Raw genomic sequence first — 17,371 nt, 5'->3', positions numbered from 1 at the left:
GACTCCCTGCTATGGCTCAAGTCAAAATCGCTTACATCGGCGGCGGCAGCACCCGCGCCCCCGGCACTGTCGCCTCATTTATTCGGCAGGCCGCCAACTTCTCCGGCTCGGAAATCGTGCTGCAAGACATCGACGAGGAGCGGCTGGACTTGGTGTGCCGGTTGTCGCGCAAGATGGCGGCGGCGCAGGGCGCAGACCTCAAGATCAGCGCGACCACCGACAGACGCGCGGCCCTAGACGGCTGCGACGGGGTGCTGTCGAGTTACCGGCCCGGCGGCTTCGAGGCCCGCGCCCAAGACGAGCGCATTCCGCTGCATCACGGGGCGATCGGGCAGGAAACGCAGGGAGCAGGCGGCTTTTTTATGGCGCTGCGGGCCATTCACATCGCCCGGGGCTTGGTGGAAGACATGCAGGCCATTTGCCCCGACGCCACCTTATTCAACTACACCAATCCAGTCAATATCGTGGCTCAGGCGGTGGCAGATCACTCGGCCATCAAGGTGGTGTCGCTGTGCGAAGGCCCGATTGTCTTTCCGCAGGAGATTGCAGAACTCGCCGGACTCGACCCCGCCAAGGTGCGGGCGGTGATGCTGGGCCTCAATCATGCTTGCTGGAGCGCTCAGACCCGAAGTGGCGGGGCCGAGTATGACGGCCAGCCGATGCTGCCGATTTTGGCGCAAAAGCTGGCAGAAGGCATCAGCGACGACTGGGCGCGGTGCTGGATCAGCTTGGCGGTGCAGATGGACAGCCTGCCCGCCTCGTACATGAAGTATTACTACTTTGAGCGCGAGATGCTGCGGGAGCTCTTGGACAAGCCGACCACCCGCGCCGAGGACATCCTTAGAGACGTGCCGAGCTACTGGCAGCACTACCGCCAGCAACTGGACGCCAAGAACCCGGTGCTCGAACCTGAGCTCTCACGCGGCGGCATTTTTGAGCTCGAAGTCGCCGTAGACGTGATGGACGCCCTCTTCAACGACAAAAACGAAATCTGGCCGACCAATGTGGCGAACGCGGGGGCCATTCAGGATTTCCCCGATTCGCGGGTGGTGGAAGTGCCGTGCTTGGTTAACAGGCAAGGCGTAAGGCCTCTTGGCGGCTACCGGGTGCCGCCGCCGGTTCGCGGGTTGCTCAGCGCTCTGGGCGAATACCAGCAGCTCGCCGCCGACGCCGCTTGGAGTGGCAGCCGCAAAGAAGCTATTGCAGCGCTGACGAGCAACCCCTTAGTCCGGACTTTACCGCTGGCCCAGACGCTGTATGACGAACTCGCCCGCGCCCACCGCCAGTTTTTGCCGGAGCGGCTGTGGTGATGGTCGGCGGCGTGAAGCTCAACATTCAGCCGGATTCGCAGGCGCTAGCCACCGCCGCCGCCGACTTTATCGCCGAGCAGGTTCGCGCCAAGCCCGATTTGAGCATTTTGGTCGCCACTGGCAACACCCCCATGCCGACTTACGCAGAGTTGGCGCGGCGGGTGCGGGCCGGTGAGCTGCAGATGGACCGCGTGGTGGCCGTGCAGCTCGACGAATACCTGGGCGTGGCTGAAGACGACCCGCGCAGTTTGTGGAGCTGGATGCTCAGGTCGTTCGTGGAACCGCTGGGCATTCACCGCACCGTCAAGCTGGAAGACCCGCGTACTTTTGAAGCGGATATTGCCGCGCTCGGCGGGCTCGACTTGGCGATTTTGGGACTGGGGCCAAACGGACACCTCGGCTTCAACGAACCGCCCAGCCCCGCTGACGTACCGACCCGCGTGCTGGAGTTGACACCCGAGAGTTTGGCGAGCAATGCCGCTTACTGGGGCGAGCTGCCAGTGCCGAAGCAGGCCATCACCGCCGGAATGGACATTATTTTGGCAGCCCGGAAGACCCTGCTGCTGGTCAGCGGAGCGCACAAACGCGCCGTCTTGCGCTCAGCACTGGAAGATGGGCCGACCCCCGATTTGCCCGCCTCGCTGCTGCGGCGCACCCCGCTAACGGTCATCGCGGACGAGGCCGCCTGGGTGTGAGCGAGTGGGCGGCGAACGATCTGGTCTTGGGGATAGACGCGGGCAACACCAAAACCATTGCCCTGATCGCCGACACCTCCGGCACGGTGCGCGGCTACGGGCGAGCCGGGCCCAGCAATATCTATGTCCAGCCTGAACAAGCCCTGCGCCACTTGGAAGACGCGGTGGCAGCGGCCAAAACCAACGCGGGGGTAGGCCGTGAGCCGCTGCAAGCCGTGACGCTCAGCGCCACCGGAGCGGACTGGCCCGAAGACTTCACCCTGCTGGAAAGCGAGCTGCGCCGCTGGCACTGGGCCAAGCGCCAGCAAGTCGTCAACGACGCGGTGGGAGCGCTGCGGGCCGGATCGCTGGAGGGCCTCGGCGTGGCAGTGGCCTGCGGCACCAGCGCGGGCATCGCCGCCCGCAGCGCAGACGGGCGGGTGTGGCACAGCAGTTACTGGCAAGAACCCGAGGGTGCAGAAGAGCTGGCCCGAGTAGCGTTGCGGGCCGTTTACCGCGCCGAACTCGGCATAGACCCGCCCACCCAGTTGACGAACCGGGTGCTGGCCCATTTTGAGATGCCCAGCGTGGAAGCCTTGCTGCACTCGTTTACTGGGCGCACCCAAACGGCTCCGGCTCACTTGGGCCGACTGGCGCGGGTGCTGCTCGATGCCGCCGCAGCGGGCGACCCGACCAGCTTCAGGCTCGTGCAAAAGCACGGCGCGGCGCTGGGCGACTACGCCTTGGCGGCTGCGGGCAAAGTGAATCTATCCGGCGATTACCTGCTGACCACTTCTGGCGGCGTGATGCGGCATCCCTCGCCGATTTTGCGCGAGGCGCTGATGGCGCGGGTACAGGAAAGCTGTCCTGATGTCCGCTGGCAAGCCAGCCATCACGAACCCGTCTTCGGAGCGCTGCTGCTGGCTTTGGAGCTGGCCGGGTGCGTCATCAGTCCGGCGCTGTTTGGGCGGCTGGAAGAAACCTGCCCGGATGACTCGCTGTTTTTGACTTGAATGACCTGCGTTCCCGCATCCCACTTCCTGAAAGGACACCGACTATGCCTACCCCTTCCGAGCCGCTCACCCTCAGCGCCCTCTACATTTACCCGGTCAAATCGGCCGGCGGCATTTCGCTCTCGACTTCGGCGGTGGGGCCGCGTGGCCTGATTCATGACCGGCGCTGGATGGTGGTAGACGCGTCGGGGCGGCTGGTGACGCAGCGCGAGGAGCCGCGCCTCAAGTTGGTGAAGGTCAGCTTGGAAGAGAGCGGCCTGCGACTCGGCGCACCGCAGATGCCCAGCTTAAGTGTGCCTTTTGAGCCGCAGGGCCAGCTCCTCACCGCCGACCTGTGGGGCCAAGCGCTGCCGAGCGTCTCGGTGTCGCCGGAGTGCGCCGAGTGGCTGAATCGGTACTTGGGCGGCCAGTTCGAGCTGGTTTATATGCCCGACGAAACGCAGCGCTTTCAACCAGATGACCGGCCTTATGGCTCGCAGCTCAGCTTCGTGGACGGCAGTCCATTTAACCTAATCAGCGTAGCGTCGCTGGCTGACCTTAACAGCCAACTCGCCCACCCGGTCAGCGCCGCCGATCTGCGCCCCAACTTTGTGATCAGCGGCGGGGCCGCGTACCAAGAAGACTTCTGGCGGCGCATCCGCATTGGCGCGGTGGGTTTTGAAGTGGTGGAAACCTGCGCCAGATGCAGCGTCATCAACGTGACCAAGGAAGCCCAGATGAGCGCCGAACCGCTCCGCACGCTGGCCCGCACCCGCAGACGCGGTCAGGACGTGCCGTTCGGACAAAATATGGTGCAAGACGCGCCCCTTAACGGGCGAACCGGACGCCTCAAAGTGGGCGACAAGCTGGAAGTGCTGGAAATTGCCGACACGCCGACACCGATTTACCACTGAGGCGGGCACTACTCTAAGGGTCTGGGTAGACCGAATCTCAGCGCACTCACCTCCAAGAGCGCTTATTGATATCGGCGGAAGTCGGTAACACCTCAAATCTGAAAAAGGCAACACAGCTCGGAGATAAGCTCATTCAGCGTCACGTCCAAAACCCCGGTTTTTCCAATCAAGTGCGAACTCTATATCTCCACGGAACCGCTCAGTGAAATCAATTTTCTTCAACGCCGCATACGTCGGCGGATCATCTTCCGAAGCCGACAGGATGCGGTTGCGAAGCTCATTCTGCGCTGCAATGACGCGACCAAGCATTTCGCCACAGCTAATGCCATATCCATCACAATAGGCCCGTAGTCGCTCCTCTCGATCAATCGGCGTTCCAAATCCCCGTTGGTAGGCACGGTCGTCATTCATCACGGGAACCATAAACCACGCGAGAATGCCTGAGTCGTACCCTGCTGGAGCTGGGCCTGCCAGGTCCCAATCGATGATGCCGCAAATTTCGCCGCGCTCACTGTCCCAAAGCAAATTCCATGGGCCAACGTCCCCATGCTGAATAGGGCCCTGAACGTGCGGTGTCGTCGGCAATTGCCAACGTGCGCTCTCAGTTGGCACATAGGCCGCAAGAGTCGATTCCAGCTTGCGCACAAAGGTGCCAGCGGCGCGTGCACCGTCTAGACTCTGGATGAAAGGGAGCAATGGCCAGCCTTGATCTGCTCCGTCAATAAATTGGAGGTACTCGAATCGTTCGTCGAGCCCTGCCGGCACCGGAGACAGACCAAAGCCGGCACTGCCGAGCCACTGCAAGAGATCGTAAACAGAAACGCTCCAATACCCTTTTGGTCTGCGGACGATCCCATCTGCAATATGAATCCCTCGATCAAATAGTCCAGCTCCAGAATGATCATTCATGGCGGTTCCTCTCAGTGATAGCTGTATGTTCACGAATCGTATCTGACTAGCTTTAATCAGCATAACTCCGTTTATTGATCTCGGTCAAAGTTGACAACGCTTTTTTGTAATTCGTTCGACTGACTCAGCAGGAATATTCTGCAGAGGCATCAACTCTTCTTTTCTCATCTTTCAGATCTCAGGTTTCACCGACTTCCGCCGGGATCAATAGACTTCGGGAAAGACAGTCATAAGGAAGCCGAGGAACACTTGCCGCCCGCCGTACTGGGCGGCTGGATCAGCGCTGGCGTGCTGGATTTCCTAATGCGGGGCATTTTATCAGCGGCTCATCAAAGCTCGGACAGTGTCGGGTAGAGGCAGATCACCGCTTCGGCAGGGCACGGCGGGGACATAAGCCGGGTCAAGGTGGAGCCGAGCGAAGTGAAAGTCGGAGCAAGCGAGATGCTCAGAGCCGTGCAAAATCAGCTGACTTGGGTACTGGAACTACGCCGGGGCGAGTGGAAAACCATCCAGAAACATACCTCCGCGCTTACCGACCTAGAGACGGCTCAAGTGATCCTCTCGGGAGCCTGACAACTCACGCTCAGAGGCGCTAGATTCAGAATCACCATGACCCAAACCCCCGTAACCCAGACCAACTCTCAGCCGCGCATCACCGTTTGGAACGAATACCGCCACGAAAAAGAAAACCCTAAAGTCAGCGCCGTTTACCCGGACGGCATCCACCAAGTGATCGCAGCGGGGCTGAGCACTCACGGCTTCGAGAACGTTCACACCGCCACGCTCGACGAGCCGGAACACGGCCTGACGGGCGAAGTGCTGGACAACACCGACGTGCTGATCTGGTGGGGCCACAAAGCGCACGGCGACGTGTCGAACGAGGCTGCTGCCAAAGTGGTGGCCCGCGTGCTGGACGGCATGGGCCTGATCGTGCTGCACTCAGGGCATTTCAGCAAAGTCTTCAAGGCACTGATGGGCACCGGCTGCGACCTCAAGTGGCGCGAGGCCAACGACAAAGAGCGGCTGTGGGTCATCAATCCGGCGCACCCGATTGCTCAGAACGTCGGTGAATACATCGAGCTGGAGGCCGAGGAAATGTACGGCGAACATTTTGATATCCCCGCGCCGGACGAGCTGGTGTTTGTCAGTTGGTTTTCCGGCGGCGAGGTGTTCAGAAGCGGCTGCACTTTCACGCGCGGCAGCGGCAAGATCTTTTACTTTCGGCCCGGTCACGAGACGTACCCGACCTACCATCACACCAAGATTCAGCAGGTCATCGCCAACGCCGCTTTGTGGGCACGCCCCACCGCCAGCGCCCCGCGCTCGTTCGGAAACCGGCCAGAGCCTTTAGAACCCTTGCACACCCAAACGGAACGGCAGTGACCTCTCCCCTGCTCAATGCCGCTCCACTGAACGTTGCCATCATCGGCGCGGGAGCCATTTCAGTGCGGCACTTTGAAGGCTACCGGGCAGCAGGCGCGAACGTGGTGGCGTTTGCCGAACCGAGCGAAGGCATGCGCCTGAGCCGCGAAACAGAGTGGAATGCACGCGGCTATCTCGACTTTACGGAAATGCTGGAGCGCGAACAGGTGCAGGCGCTCAGCATCTGCACGCCCAACGCTTTTCACGCGCCCGCCGCGCTGGCCGCCCTGAAGCGGGGCATCCACGTGCTGTGCGAAAAGCCGCTGTCGCTGGATTTGGCCGCTTGCAGCGAGATGATTGCGGCGGCGGCGGCCAGCGGAGCCATTTTGCAGACCAACCATCACCTGCGCTCCAGTCCGAATGTGCAAACCGCCAAGCGCTTGATCGAAGAAGGCCGGATTGGGCGCGTCACCTTTATGCGGCTGCGCCAAGCCCATGACTGGGGCGGCGCGGAGGAAGTGCGCGGCGCGTTCGGCAGCCTCAAGGCCAGCGGCGGCGGCAGCCTGCTCGACAACGGCTGTCACATGATGGATCTGGCGCGGCACTTCGGCGGCGACGTGCGCAGCATTTTTGCACGGCTGGCGACCCTCAAGTTTAACACTGAGGTGGAAGACACCAGCGTCGCCTCGCTCGAATTTGAAAGCGGAGCGCTTGGCAGCGTGGAAAACGCTTGGACGGCCACCGGCTGGGAGGAAAGCTTCGCGGTCTACGGCACGCACGGCGCACTCGAATGCAGCAACCGCCTCGGCAGGGCCAGACTGCGCTTTGTCAGCCGCACGGCGGGCACCGGCAGTTGGGACGACACCGACGAAACGTGGTACGACTTTGCCGCGCTGAATGAGCCGCATTACACCCACCTCGCCAGCGTCGTGGCTTTTGTCCGCAGCATCACGGGGGGCACGTCGGTCGTGTGCAGCGGCGAAGACGGGCGTGAGAGCGTGCGCTTGGTGCTGGGCGGCTACGAAAGCGCCCGTAGCGGAATGCCGGTTGGGATGCAGGCCACTCCGGGAGCGGGCCACGAAATCTAGAGAAAGCAGCAGCCTAGACGAAACTTGTCTTGAGGTGACCCACTGCCTTCAGCCCCGACATCCTCAAACTTGGAGATCCAGCGTCCTGACTTCCTGAGCGGCAAAGCGCTCGATGCTCAGCGGCGAGACATCAATGAACGGCGTTTCATTCAGCGCCAGTTGCGCCATGACCCGCCCGGTGGCCGCCGCCTGCATCACGCCGTGACCGGAGAAGCCGCAGGCGTTGAGCCAGCCCGGTGCGCCCGGCATCCGGCCCACCACCGGGAACTGGTCGGGCGTGAGTTCGTAATAGCCCCACCAGCTGGCTTTCTGGTCGAGTGAGGCGCTCTCCAAAAAGGGGAAGCGCTCCAGGGCCAGCATTAGAGTGGGTTCCAGCCAGCTCCAGCTCATGCCCTCGCGCCAGCCGGTATCCAGGGGGTCGGCCCGCCCAAAGATCAGCCGCTCGCCTTCCGAGCGCAGATAGACTCCGCTGGCGAGGTCGAAAGTCATCGGCACGGGTTTGGGCAGCTCAATGGAGGCTGTCGAAAAGACCATCCGGCGGGCGGGCTCGACCGGGATGTCCAGACCGGCCAGAGCGCCGATTTCGCCCGACCACGCGCCAGCGGCGTTGAGGAGTTGCGGGGCCTCGAAGGTGCCGCTGGGTGTGGTGACTCGCCAGCTTTTGCCCACCCGCTCAATGGCCGTCACGGGCGTGTCCAGCAGTATCCGCGCCCCCGCTTCGCGGGCCAGCCGCACATATTCATGGTTGAGACTGTGGGCGTCCACCTTGCCGTCGGTGGAGCAAAAGCTGCACCCGCCGAGGCCAGCCGTGTTGAAGGTGGTGTACTGCTGGGCTTCTTCAGGTGTCAGCGCCAGCGACGCAATGCCCAGACTCTGCTGCAAGGCCACCGCCTTTTGATGCGCGGCCCAGCCCGCTTCGGGAATCAGCATCAAGTAGCCTTCCGCTCGGTAACCCGACTCGGGCATGGCGGCGTACTCGGCGATGCTTTCACGCGACAGCAAAATATTGGTGGCGGAGTTGAACTGCGCCCGCACGCCCGCCACGCTCTTGCCGGTGGAGCCGCTGGCGGGGTGGTTTTTTTCGAGCACCGTGACCTTGAGGCCGCGCTGGGCCAGTCGGTAGGCACTGGCCGCACCGATGATTCCGGCTCCGATCACGAGGATGTCCGCCGTTTGATGGGTCACGCGAGGTCTGCCTCAACAATGGGAAAGCCCGAGACTGGAAAAGTGTCCACGTTGGCCGAGCGCTGCTGCACCAAGACGCCGCCGTCCACGCTGATGAGCTGGCCGGTGATGTAGGCCGCGTCATCGGAGGCCAGAAACAGCGCCGCGCCGGTCATGTCCTCGGCCACACCGTAGCGGCCCAGCGGCACGGTCTTTTCGCGCTCGCGCAACTCGGCTTCGGTCAGGCCGTAGGTGTTGATAAAGCCCGGCACCACGCCGCAGACCCGGACGCCGTAAGGAGCCAAATCCAGCGCCATCGAGCGGGTCATGGCCTCGATGCCGCCCTTGGTCGCGTCGTAGGCCACGTTGCCCCGGTGGGCGCGGGTCGCACCGCCGGACGAGGTGGTCAGGATGACGCCTTTGCGCCGTCTGACCATGATCTTGGCCGCCCGGTGCGAGCACAGAAACACGCTCTTGAGATTGACCTTCTGGATCTTATCCCACCACGTTTCGTCCCCTTCCAGAAAATGGCGGGCAGTGTCGATCAGTCCGGCGTTGTTGTACAGCACATCCACGTAGCCAAATTCGGCTTCCACTCGGCTGAACATGGTTTCGACCTGCCCGGCCTCGGACACGTCTGCGGGGACGGCCAGCGCTGATCCGCCCGCCGCTTTGATCTCGTCAACGACCGCCTGCACCATCTCAGCTTTGATGTCGTTGACGGCGACGTTTGCGCCCTCGGCAGCAAACCGCAGCGCCACCGCCCGCCCGATGCCGCCGCCCGCTCCGGTGATGAGGACGGTTTTGCCAGTAAAACGTGCTTGATTAAGGGTCATAAGTTCTCCTGTGTGTTGAGAAACCAGCGCCGCGCCCAGCTTTCGGGAGAGCCGGACAGCTCAGGCTTGAAGGATACGAGTTGGCCGGGCCGCAGTTGCGCCGCCAGCGGTAAATCGTGGGGGTGCAGGACGGCGGGTTTACTGTATCCGCCAATGCGGCCCCGGTCTGCCAGCAGCAAAATCGGCTCGCCCGCTGGCGTCACCTGCACCGCTCCCAGCGGCGTGGCCTCGCTGATGACTTGCCCGCCCGGCACGTCGGGGCCGCCCAATCCCACTCTACTTAGCCGCAGGCCCATCCGGTCTGAGCCGGTGACGCGGAAAGGAGCGCTGCCCAAACTCGCAAGCGCTTCCCGCGTCGCTTGCGGGCCAGGCAGCAGGCGCAAGGTGACACGCTCCGGCAAGTTAAGCGGCAAATTGGCAAAGCCGGAGAGGGCGGGTATCAGGCTCGCCAGCCCCAGCACGTCACCAGCCCGCAGGGGCCGCCCCACCCGCCCGATCAAATCGGTGCTGCTGCTGTCCAGAAACGGCAAGCTCTCAAAGCCGCCCGCCACCGCCAAGTAAGCCCGCGCTCCGAGGTGAGTGGAGGTGAAGCGCAACGTTTGACCCGCCCGCAACCGGAAACTCTGCTGCATCGGCTGGCTTTCAGGCCGCATCCCAAAGCCTGCCACACCCACCACCACGCTGCGCAGGGCGGTCAGAACCGGGCCTTTGAGGGTGAGTTCGAGGAGAGGCGCGTCGGGCGAGTTGCCCACCAAGCCGTTGGCGAAGCGGGCCGAGCGGCTGTCCAGCGGGCCGCTACGGGCAAGGCCCACCGCTGCTTGCCCAAAGCGTCCGGCATCTAAAAGCACATCCAGCAGGCCGGGCTTCTCGACTCGGAAGGCCGGAAAGCGGGGTTCGGCGGGCCACAATTCGCGCACGGCGGGCAGGGCAGGCGTGTCGCCCTCAGCGGGGATGAAACGCACCTTGTCGCCTGCCGCGATTAGAAACGGCTCGGCGCGGTTGGGATCGTAGATGGTCGTCAGGGCGGTGCCCAGCAAGTTCCAGCCCCCCGGCGAGGGCAGCGGGTAGACGCAAGTTTGGGCATTGGCCATCGCCACAGCGTTCGGGGGCACAGTGGGGCGTGGAGTGGCGCGGCGCGGCAAGCGCAAACTCGGCGGCACCTCACCCAGAAAAGGAAAACCCGGCGTGAAGCCCACCGCATAGACGTGGTACTCGGGAGCGCTGTGCTGGCGAATCACCTCAGCCTCGCTCAGGCCGGTGCGCTCAGCCACATCGGAGAGGTCGGAGCCGTCGTAGCGAACGGGAAGTTCAATCAAGCGGCACGCTGACGCCCTTCCTTGACTCAGATTTCGCAGGTGCCGCACCGCCCACGCCCGCACCGCTCCCGCGTCAATCAGCGCTTCGTCAAACTCCACATACAAGTTGACGTAACTGGGGCACAGATCGGTGATGCCCGGCAGCATGTCGGCCAGCAGAGCGCGGTGCAGGGCGTGCAGGCGGGCATTTTGGCGCAAATCGAGTTGTTCGGCCAACTGAATATAAAAGCCGCTGGGTTGGCTGGGCCGCCGCATTACAAGTCAGTCTTGGCAAAAGAGCGCACCGTCACGCCCACATCTTCCAGCGCATCCCGAATGGCGTGGGCGATCTGGACAGCGTTGGGATTGTCGCCGTGAATGCACAGCGAGTCCACTTTGTATTCAAAGAACCCGCCGTCAACCGCTTCCACGAGGCCTTCGAGCACCATCATCACGGCGCGGCGGGCGGCTTCCTGCGGGTCATGAATGCTGGAACCGGCCATGCTGCGTGGCGCGAGGCGGCCATCTTTCAGGTAAGCGCGTTCGGGAAAAGTTTCCAGCACCACCGGCACGCCCAGGGCGCGGGCCTGTATGTCCAGCTCGGTAGAGGGCAGCACCATCAGCGGTAGCCGTGAATCGAAGTCGCGGGTGGCCTGAGCGATGGCCTGAGCCGTCGGCGCATGCACACAAGCGCGGTTGGAGAGTGCGCCGTGGGCCTTGACGTGCTGCAAGCGGCTTCCGGCGGCCTGCGCCATGCCGGAGAGGGCCGAAATCTGGTAGAGGCAATCGGCATAAACTTGCTCTGGAGTGGCCTCCATGACGCGCCGCCCGAAGCCTGCCAAATCGGGGTAACTGGGATGTGCGCCGATACCCAAACCGTGCTGCCTGGCCAGCGCGACAGCGCTTTGCATAGTCAGCGGGTCGCCCGCGTGGAAGCCGCAAGCGATATTGACACTACTGAGAAGCGGAAAAAGCGCCGCGTCGTCGCCCAAAGTCCAAGCCCCGTAAGACTCGCCCGCATCGGCGTTGAGATCAATGGTTTTGCTCACGCTCTTACGTTAGCGGAAGTCAGACGTAGACGAGTCCAGAGGGCTTGACCTCCAGGTGTCTTACCGCCGCAACAAAGCCGTCAAGCTGCGGCGGGTCAGCTCAACCATCAAGCCGTAAGCAAGGTGTGATCCGGCTTCCCACAGCACGGCGGAGGGCGGCAGTTGCCAGGGCCAAGCCTGAAAACCAGTGGCGGGCACAGCGGTGGCGTGGGTCAGGCCGTACATCACCGCGCCTGCCGGAACGCCCGCGCCGCACGTCACCGCTGGACTGATTTCGGCCAGCGCTCCGTAAACCGCGCCGAGGCCCGCGCCCAGCGTGTAATGAATGGCTTGCTGAGCGGCCATCTTCTGGGGCCTACTGAGGTCGGTGCCCGCCGCATCCGCCGCCGCCTGTACCATCTCGGCGGGCGGCATATGGTCGGGCTGCCCGCTGATATCGGCCCCGATCATTTTTTTCTCGGCGGGCGTCGGGGGGAAAATTGACTCGGCCAAGGTTTGCAGCGGCGGCTCCACAAACGACTTGACATAAGCGCCGACCACACCCGACACCGCTCCGATAAGAATTCCACTGAGGATTTGAGGCTGTTTCATTTTGGCAGCATAAGGGCTGTTGGCTCTGCGATTGAAGCGGTTAAAGAGTCTCTCAAGCGCGGGAGACAGTCAGAAAGGAGATGGAGCTTAACGTTGACAGTTTGTACCCGATTGTTTACACTCATTGGAATGCCCGTTCCCGAAACGCCTGCCAATACTGTCAAAACGCGGCGTGAGGGCTTGGGACTGGGCGCTTCCGAGCTGGCCCGCCGCGCCGGAATGACCCGTCAGGCGCTGCACCGCATTGAGAGCAGGAGCGGCGCAGGCGGCGGCTACACGCCCAGCGTCACGGTGGCGCTTCAGCTGGCCCGCGCTCTGGGATGCCGAGTCGAAGATTTGTTTTCTCTGGCATCGGACGCGCCGCAGGCCGAGTTGGTGGGCGAGGCCGAGCCGGGGCAGCGCCTCCAACTGGCCCGCGTGGCAGGCAAACTGCTGGCTTACCCCCTGAGCGGAGTGGACGCCTTGAGGGGCAGCGCCGACGCTTTGATGATCGAAATGGCCGAAGGCCAGCAGGTACACCTTCAGTCCCTCACCTCGGCGCACATCTGGGACGACACGGCGGTGCTCTACGGCTGCGATCCGTCGCTGACTTTGCTGTGCCGCCACGCCGCTCCTGCTCAGGTGCTGCTGCGCCCCGCCGTCAGTGAGCGCTCGCTTGAGGCTTTGGTGCGCGGCGAGGCGCACGCGGCGGGACTGCACCTGTACGACATGGCCAGCGGCCAGTCCAATCTGCCATTCGTGGCGGCGGCCTTTCCCGAACAGGTGGTGCAGGTCTACTCCCTGTGGAGTTGGGAGCAGGGCTTGATGGTGCGGGCGGGCAATCCTGAGAACATCACGGCGGTGGGCGACTTGGGACGGCGCGGGGTGCGGCTGATCAACCGCCCAGCGGGAGCGGGGTCGCGCAGACTGCTGGACGACTGGCTGCGGGAAGCAGGCTTAGCCGCACGCACCATCAGCGGTTACGACGTGGAAGCGCCCACCCCGCTCGACTCTGCTGAGGCCATCGCGCACGGCAGGGCCGATGTGGGCGTGGGGCCGCGTTCGGCGGCGCAGGCCCACGGGCTGGATTTTGTGCCGCTGCTGCGCGAGCGCTTCGATCTGGTGGTGCCGGAGACGCATCTGACGCACCCCGGCGTTCAGGCGCTGCTGCAAGCGGCCCGCTCGCCTGCGCTGCGTGCCGAACTCACCTCGCTCGGCGGCTACGATCCTGCCGAGTCGGGGCGGCTCATTTCTATTCTCTCGCCCAAAAGGAGCGCTTAAATGATCTTCAAAACGTTCAAACCCCTGCTGCTTACCTGCCTCGCCCTCGGTCTGTCCAGCGCTTCGGCAGCCAAAGTCACGGTGTTCGCGGCGGCCAGCCTCACCGACGCCTTCAGCGAGATCGGCCAGCAGTTCGACGCCAAAACCGGCAACACCACCACCTTTCAGTTCGCCGGCTCTCAGGCGCTGCGTACTCAGCTCGAACAGGGCGCAAAGGCCGACGTGTTCGCCAGCGCCAACTCTACTCAGTTTGATCCGCTGGTCAAGTCCGGCTCGCTCGGCGCGGGCCAAACCTTTGCCCGCAACCGCTTGGTGGTCATCGCGCCCAGGGGCAACGCAGCAGTGGGCAAGCTCGCTGATCTGGCGCGTCCGGGTGTCAAGCTGGTGCTGGCCGATAAGAGCGTGCCGGTGGGCGACTACAGCCGCAAAACGCTCGACCTGATCTCGAAAGCCGGAACATATGGCACGGACTTCAGCACCCGCGTTCTCAAAAACGTGGTCAGCGAGGAACCCAACGTGCGGCAGGTGGCCGTCAAAATTCAGCTCGGGCAAGGCGACGCGGCCATCGTCTACGTCAGCGACGTGACGCCCAGCCTCAAATCGGATGTCCGGACTATCGGTTTGCCTACCCGCTTCAATCCGCTGGCCAGCTACCCGATTGGCGTGCTGAAGGGCGGCAACACGGCGGAGGGTCAGGCTTTCGTGGACTACGTGCTCTCGAATGCTGGGCAGGCCATCTTGAAAAAGTGGGGCTTCGTCGGCGCGAAATAACTGTTGCCGCTTCGCCAACCCTTCGCCAGAACAAAACGCAGGAGACACCCCATGAAAATAAGCGCCCATAACCAACTGTCCGGCACCATCAGCGCCATCAAGCTAGGCGAGGTGGCCGCCGAGATCACGCTGGACGTGGCTCCCGGCACCTCCATCACCGCCACGATCACCCGCTCCTCCGCCGAGCGATTGGGCCTCAAGGTCGGTCAGACGGCCAATGCCGTCATCAAGGCCAGCGACGTGATGATCGGAGTGGAAGACTGATGAGTCAGCGCTTTGGGATCAAGGCTTTGGCGGGGCTGCTGCTGAGCGCTGCGTTGTCTGGAACGGTCAATGCCCAGAGTACGGTGGCCGATCCAAGCACGGTCGGCGCGGCGCAGACGGTGATGGTGACAGGAGCGGTGGTACAGCCGATGACGCTGACACTCGAAGCGGTGCGTGCCCTGCCCGCCCAGAGTGTCACGCTGATGGCCACGGCGGCGGGCAAGCCAATCCAGCACGTCTACAAAGGAGCGCTGCTGAGTGACGTTTTGAAGTCGGCGCAGCCCAAGTTCCGGCCCGAGATCAAAAACGACGCGCTGCGCTACGCCCTGCTGGCCAGCGGGCGTGACGGTTACGCCGCCGTGTTTTCGTGGGGCGAACTCGATCCGGGCTTTGGCAACCGCGCCGTGCTGATCGCCTACGAGCAAGATGGGCAGCCGCTCTCGGCTTTGGACGGGCCACTGCGCCTCATCGTGCCGGGTGACGGCAAAGCGGGGCGCTACGTCAGCGGACTGTCGCGCTTGTTCCTGCTCAGAATCGGACAATAGGTTCGTTGACCCGCGCCGCCGCCCACCCTCTTCCCATTCTGATCAGCGCAGTGCTGGCCGCTTTTTTGCTGCTACCCACCCTGACCCTGCTGCTGCGCGGCCTCAGCGCCGACTTTTTGCCCACGCTGCTCAGCCCCGCCGTGATGGACGCCCTGCGGGTCAGTGTCCTGACCTCGGCGGCCAGCCTGGGGCTGACCATCTTCTTTGGCACGCCCGCCGCCTGGCTGCTCTCGCGGCGGCGCTTTTGGGGCCACGCCCTGCTCGAAAGCCTGCTGGATTTGCCGATCACTTTGCCTCCGGTGGTGGCGGGAGTGGCGCTGCTGCTGGCGTTTGGCTCGCGGGGCGTGCTGGGCCGCCCGCTCGAACTGGCGGGCATCGATCTGGCCTTCAGTCCGGCGGCGGTGGTGCTGGCCCTGCTGTTTACCAGCGCTCCTTTTTATATCCGCACCGTCAAAGCGGGGTTCTCGGCTTATGATCCCGACACTGAGGCGGCAGCGCGGGTGGACGGTGCGGGTGAGCGCGGGGTGTTTTTCCAGGTTACTCTGCCGCTGGCCCTGCCCTTTTTGTTGGAAGGCTTGGTGCTGGCTTGGGCGAGATCGCTGGGCGAGTTCGGGGCCACCATCTTGTTTGCCGGATCACTGCAAGGCTCGACCCGCACCATTCCGCTGGCGATTTACAGCGCCATTGAAAGCGACTTGCGACCCGCGCTGGTGCTGAGCGCCATCATGGTGGTGTTCGCCTTCGGGCTGCTGCTGGTGCTGCGCCTGCTCTCGGCGCGGCGCGGAATGTGAGGCGCAGGCCCGCACCATCAAGAAACCCCAGCTCAAAACTGGGGCTTTTCGTTTGCACACTGGACAGTTCAGGAGTTGGTGGGCGGCGCGAACTCGCTGAGCTTGACGCTGAGTTCCGTCACCTTGCCGCCTCGCTTGATGCTCAGCTTGACGCTGTCACCTAGGCTCAGGCCAAAGATGGCCGACTGCAAGCTGTTGTTCTGGCCGATCAGCTTGCCGTTGACCGAGAGGATCACGTCGCCGCCGAGGGTCAGCGGCGTGCCGTCTTGCAAGGTGATTTTCTGGGTTCCGGCTTTGAGTCCGGCTTTGGCGGCGGGGCTGCCTGGAAGCACTTCTTGCACCAGCGCCCCCGAAGACGGCAAGTTGAGGGCTTTGAGGGCCGCCGAGTCGAGGCTGGCAAGGTCAGCGTAGCGCAGGCCCAGCACCGGCGTGGTGATCTTGCTGCCCGCTTCCAGGCGCGGCAGTAAGCTCTTGGCAGTATTGATCGGGATGGCGAAGCCCACGCCCGCGTTCTGATCGCTGCCGCCACTCAGAATCTGGGTGTTGATGCCGATGACCTGCCCAGAGCTGTCGAGCAGCGGGCCGCCGCTGTTGCCGGGATTGATGGCCGCGTCGGTTTGAATGACCGATTGGTTCACGTCGCGTGTACCCACCGGAATGGTGCGGGCATTCGAGCTGATGATGCCTTCAGTGACGCTGAAATCGAGGTCGAACGGTGCGCCCAGCGCGATGGCCTTCAGACCCGGCTCTAGGCCGTCGCTGTTGCCAAGCGGAATTGGCTTGATCAGATTCTTGGGCAGGCCGTCGGCCCGGATCAGCGCCAAGTCGTAGTCGGGGGCGGTGCCGATGACTTTGGCGGTGTACGTTTCGGGGTGGTTGTGAACCCGGATGGTGATGGTGTCGGCTCCGTCCACCACGTGGTAATTGGTGAGGATGTCGCCCTTAGCGTCCACGAAAAAGCCGCTGCCAGTGCCGCGCTGCGGGCCTTGCGGAGTACCGGATGAGCCGCCATCTTGGCCGCCTTGACCGAACGGCATGCCCTGAAACGGTGTTCCGGCGAATGGATCGGCCTGACCGCTGCCCTGACTGCCACCCTGCTGGCCCTTGCCAGAGTTGCCAGAGCCTTTTGGCGGCGCAGTGGCCGTCTTGGTGCCGCTTTGCACGCTGACATACACCAAGCCGTCCTGGGCGGCCCGCACCACGTCGACGGTGTTGCGCTCGTTTTCCGTTTTAGCGTGGACGGGGTTGAAGACGGGCACCGCTGACTTGGCCGGAACCGCCTGAGCCAAACTCGCTTCGACGAGGGTCGTCTGACCGCTTTGGGTTTGAGCCGTTTGGCTGGGTGAACTGTTGTGTTCGTACAACGCTACGCCGCCAATGCCGAGAGCCAAAGCGGCCGAAACCGCCAGAACTGCTTTTTTAGTTTTTGACGAACCGGTTGACATGGTTAAAATCTCCTCAATCGTTGAGAATTTAGGGGTGAAATGCTGATATTTGCCACATTCGGGAGATGCCGCACACGCTCTTATTCATAGATAGTGCTTATTGATAACAGC

18 protein-coding genes are annotated in these 17,371 nt (G+C 63.2%); 11 read left to right on the top strand and 7 right to left on the bottom strand.

Annotated elements, in window-relative coordinates; translation table 11 throughout:
- Window positions 1-11 precede the first annotated feature (11 nt).
- Genes FNU79_RS03485 through FNU79_RS03470 form a run of 4 tightly spaced genes read left to right on the top strand, consistent with a single transcriptional unit; the run spans window position 12 to window position 3,890 of the window.
- Window positions 12-1,310 carry a family 4 glycosyl hydrolase gene (locus FNU79_RS03485; RefSeq protein ID WP_143719510.1) on the top strand — a complete coding sequence of 433 codons (1,299 nt, stop codon included), beginning with the start codon at window positions 12-14 and terminating at the stop codon, window positions 1,308-1,310.
- Window positions 1,310-2,005 (top strand): glucosamine-6-phosphate deaminase, encoded by a 696-nt coding sequence (locus FNU79_RS03480; protein WP_143719620.1) that lies wholly within the window; start codon window positions 1,310-1,312, stop codon window positions 2,003-2,005. The genes FNU79_RS03485 and FNU79_RS03480 overlap by 1 nt, the downstream gene beginning before the upstream one ends.
- Window positions 2,002-2,997 (top strand): N-acetylglucosamine kinase, encoded by a 996-nt coding sequence (locus FNU79_RS03475; RefSeq protein ID WP_225429852.1) that lies wholly within the window; start codon window positions 2,002-2,004, stop codon window positions 2,995-2,997. Before FNU79_RS03480 ends, FNU79_RS03475 begins: the two co-directional genes overlap by 4 nt.
- Window positions 2,998-3,041: 44 nt before the next feature.
- Window positions 3,042-3,890 (top strand): MOSC domain-containing protein, encoded by an 849-nt coding sequence (locus FNU79_RS03470; RefSeq protein ID WP_143719508.1) that lies wholly within the window; start codon window positions 3,042-3,044, stop codon window positions 3,888-3,890.
- Between the two features lie 129 nt (window positions 3,891-4,019).
- Here FNU79_RS03470 and FNU79_RS03465 read toward each other — a convergent pair whose 3' ends face one another.
- Window positions 4,020-4,799, bottom strand: a complete 780-nt coding sequence (locus tag FNU79_RS03465; RefSeq protein ID WP_185974589.1) for an aminoglycoside phosphotransferase family protein — start codon at window positions 4,797-4,799, stop codon at window positions 4,020-4,022.
- 609 nt (window positions 4,800-5,408) lie between these two features.
- On the opposite strand from FNU79_RS03465, the gene FNU79_RS03460 reads away from it, so the two are divergent.
- Both FNU79_RS03460 and FNU79_RS03455 read left to right on the top strand, forming a co-directional pair.
- On the top strand, window positions 5,409-6,182 hold the full coding sequence (locus FNU79_RS03460; RefSeq protein WP_143719506.1) for a ThuA domain-containing protein: 774 nt from the start codon (window positions 5,409-5,411) through the stop codon (window positions 6,180-6,182).
- Window positions 6,179-7,249, top strand: a complete 1,071-nt coding sequence (locus FNU79_RS03455; RefSeq protein ID WP_225429851.1) for a Gfo/Idh/MocA family protein — start codon at window positions 6,179-6,181, stop codon at window positions 7,247-7,249. The genes FNU79_RS03460 and FNU79_RS03455 overlap by 4 nt, the downstream gene beginning before the upstream one ends.
- Before the next feature lie 63 nt (window positions 7,250-7,312).
- Here FNU79_RS03455 and FNU79_RS03450 read toward each other — a convergent pair whose 3' ends face one another.
- The 5 genes from FNU79_RS03450 to FNU79_RS03430 are packed head-to-tail and all read right to left on the bottom strand — an operon-like array spanning window position 7,313 to window position 12,184.
- The gene (locus tag FNU79_RS03450) at window positions 7,313-8,434 is read right to left on the bottom strand and encodes an NAD(P)/FAD-dependent oxidoreductase (protein ID WP_143719505.1); all 1,122 of its coding nucleotides are present in this window, start codon (window positions 8,432-8,434) and stop codon (window positions 7,313-7,315) included.
- Complete coding sequence (locus FNU79_RS03445) at window positions 8,431-9,249, bottom strand: SDR family NAD(P)-dependent oxidoreductase (protein ID WP_143719504.1); 819 nt, start codon at window positions 9,247-9,249, stop codon at window positions 8,431-8,433. Before FNU79_RS03445 ends, FNU79_RS03450 begins: the two co-directional genes overlap by 4 nt.
- Entirely contained in the window at window positions 9,246-10,820 is a 1,575-nt protein-coding gene (pxpB, locus tag FNU79_RS03440; protein WP_143719503.1) for a 5-oxoprolinase subunit PxpB, read from the bottom strand. Before pxpB ends, FNU79_RS03445 begins: the two co-directional genes overlap by 4 nt.
- Window positions 10,820-11,593 (bottom strand): LamB/YcsF family protein, encoded by a 774-nt coding sequence (locus tag FNU79_RS03435; RefSeq protein ID WP_143719502.1) that lies wholly within the window; start codon window positions 11,591-11,593, stop codon window positions 10,820-10,822. Before FNU79_RS03435 ends, pxpB begins: the two co-directional genes overlap by 1 nt.
- Window positions 11,594-11,653: 60 nt before the next feature.
- Complete coding sequence (locus tag FNU79_RS03430) at window positions 11,654-12,184, bottom strand: DUF1440 domain-containing protein (protein WP_143719501.1); 531 nt, start codon at window positions 12,182-12,184, stop codon at window positions 11,654-11,656.
- A 129-nt stretch (window positions 12,185-12,313) separates the two neighbouring features.
- Between FNU79_RS03430 and FNU79_RS03425 the strand changes: the two genes are divergently transcribed.
- From FNU79_RS03425 to FNU79_RS03405, 5 genes are read left to right on the top strand one after another with little or no spacing between them, the layout of a single operon-like run.
- Window positions 12,314-13,444, top strand: coding sequence for a substrate-binding domain-containing protein (locus FNU79_RS03425; protein ID WP_143719500.1), 1,131 nt, complete (start codon window positions 12,314-12,316; stop codon window positions 13,442-13,444).
- On the top strand, window positions 13,445-14,215 hold the full coding sequence (gene modA / locus FNU79_RS03420; protein WP_143719499.1) for a molybdate ABC transporter substrate-binding protein: 771 nt from the start codon (window positions 13,445-13,447) through the stop codon (window positions 14,213-14,215).
- 51 nt (window positions 14,216-14,266) lie between these two features.
- A complete protein-coding gene (locus FNU79_RS03415; protein ID WP_124874668.1) occupies window positions 14,267-14,479 on the top strand; it encodes a TOBE domain-containing protein in 213 nt (70 codons plus the stop codon).
- Window positions 14,479-15,024: a molybdopterin-dependent oxidoreductase gene (locus FNU79_RS03410; protein WP_143719498.1), complete on the top strand. Its 546-nt coding sequence runs from the start codon at window positions 14,479-14,481 to the stop codon at window positions 15,022-15,024. Before FNU79_RS03415 ends, FNU79_RS03410 begins: the two co-directional genes overlap by 1 nt.
- A 5-nt stretch (window positions 15,025-15,029) precedes the next feature.
- Window positions 15,030-15,815 carry an ABC transporter permease gene (locus FNU79_RS03405; protein ID WP_225429850.1) on the top strand — a complete coding sequence of 262 codons (786 nt, stop codon included), beginning with the start codon at window positions 15,030-15,032 and terminating at the stop codon, window positions 15,813-15,815.
- 68 nt (window positions 15,816-15,883) lie between these two features.
- Here the strand turns inward: FNU79_RS03405 and FNU79_RS03400 are convergent, their stop codons facing one another.
- Window positions 15,884-17,260 (bottom strand): S1C family serine protease, encoded by a 1,377-nt coding sequence (locus tag FNU79_RS03400; protein ID WP_143719497.1) that lies wholly within the window; start codon window positions 17,258-17,260, stop codon window positions 15,884-15,886.
- Between the last annotated feature and the right edge of the window lie 111 nt (window positions 17,261-17,371).

The organism is Deinococcus detaillensis (genome assembly GCF_007280555.1).
In the GTDB taxonomy this organism is placed as follows: Bacteria; Deinococcota; Deinococci; order Deinococcales; family Deinococcaceae; genus Deinococcus; species Deinococcus detaillensis.
Note: the sequence above shows the minus strand (reverse complement) of the source record. Positions and strands in the feature narration are given on the sequence as shown.

Bases quoted from the DNA above. Each gene is read 5' to 3' on its own strand.
- FNU79_RS03415 (WP_124874668.1), top strand. From the start codon at position 14,267: ATGAAAATAAGCGCCCATAACCAACTGTCCGGCACCATCAGCGCCATC.
- FNU79_RS03470 (WP_143719508.1), top strand. From the start codon at position 3,042: ATGCCTACCCCTTCCGAGCCGCTCACCCTCAGCGCCCTCTACATTTAC.
- FNU79_RS03430 (WP_143719501.1), bottom strand. From the start codon at position 12,184: ATGAAACAGCCTCAAATCCTCAGTGGAATTCTTATCGGAGCGGTGTCG.
- FNU79_RS03425 (WP_143719500.1), top strand. From the start codon at position 12,314: ATGCCCGTTCCCGAAACGCCTGCCAATACTGTCAAAACGCGGCGTGAG.
- FNU79_RS03445 (WP_143719504.1), bottom strand. From the start codon at position 9,249: ATGACCCTTAATCAAGCACGTTTTACTGGCAAAACCGTCCTCATCACC.
- FNU79_RS03460 (WP_143719506.1), top strand. From the start codon at position 5,409: ATGACCCAAACCCCCGTAACCCAGACCAACTCTCAGCCGCGCATCACC.
- FNU79_RS03485 (WP_143719510.1), top strand. From the start codon at position 12: ATGGCTCAAGTCAAAATCGCTTACATCGGCGGCGGCAGCACCCGCGCC.
- FNU79_RS03410 (WP_143719498.1), top strand. From the start codon at position 14,479: ATGAGTCAGCGCTTTGGGATCAAGGCTTTGGCGGGGCTGCTGCTGAGC.
- FNU79_RS03400 (WP_143719497.1), bottom strand. From the start codon at position 17,260: ATGTCAACCGGTTCGTCAAAAACTAAAAAAGCAGTTCTGGCGGTTTCG.
- FNU79_RS03480 (WP_143719620.1), top strand. From the start codon at position 1,310: ATGGTCGGCGGCGTGAAGCTCAACATTCAGCCGGATTCGCAGGCGCTA.
- pxpB (WP_143719503.1), bottom strand. From the start codon at position 10,820: ATGCGGCGGCCCAGCCAACCCAGCGGCTTTTATATTCAGTTGGCCGAA.
- modA (WP_143719499.1), top strand. From the start codon at position 13,445: ATGATCTTCAAAACGTTCAAACCCCTGCTGCTTACCTGCCTCGCCCTC.
- FNU79_RS03465 (WP_185974589.1), bottom strand. From the start codon at position 4,799: ATGAATGATCATTCTGGAGCTGGACTATTTGATCGAGGGATTCATATT.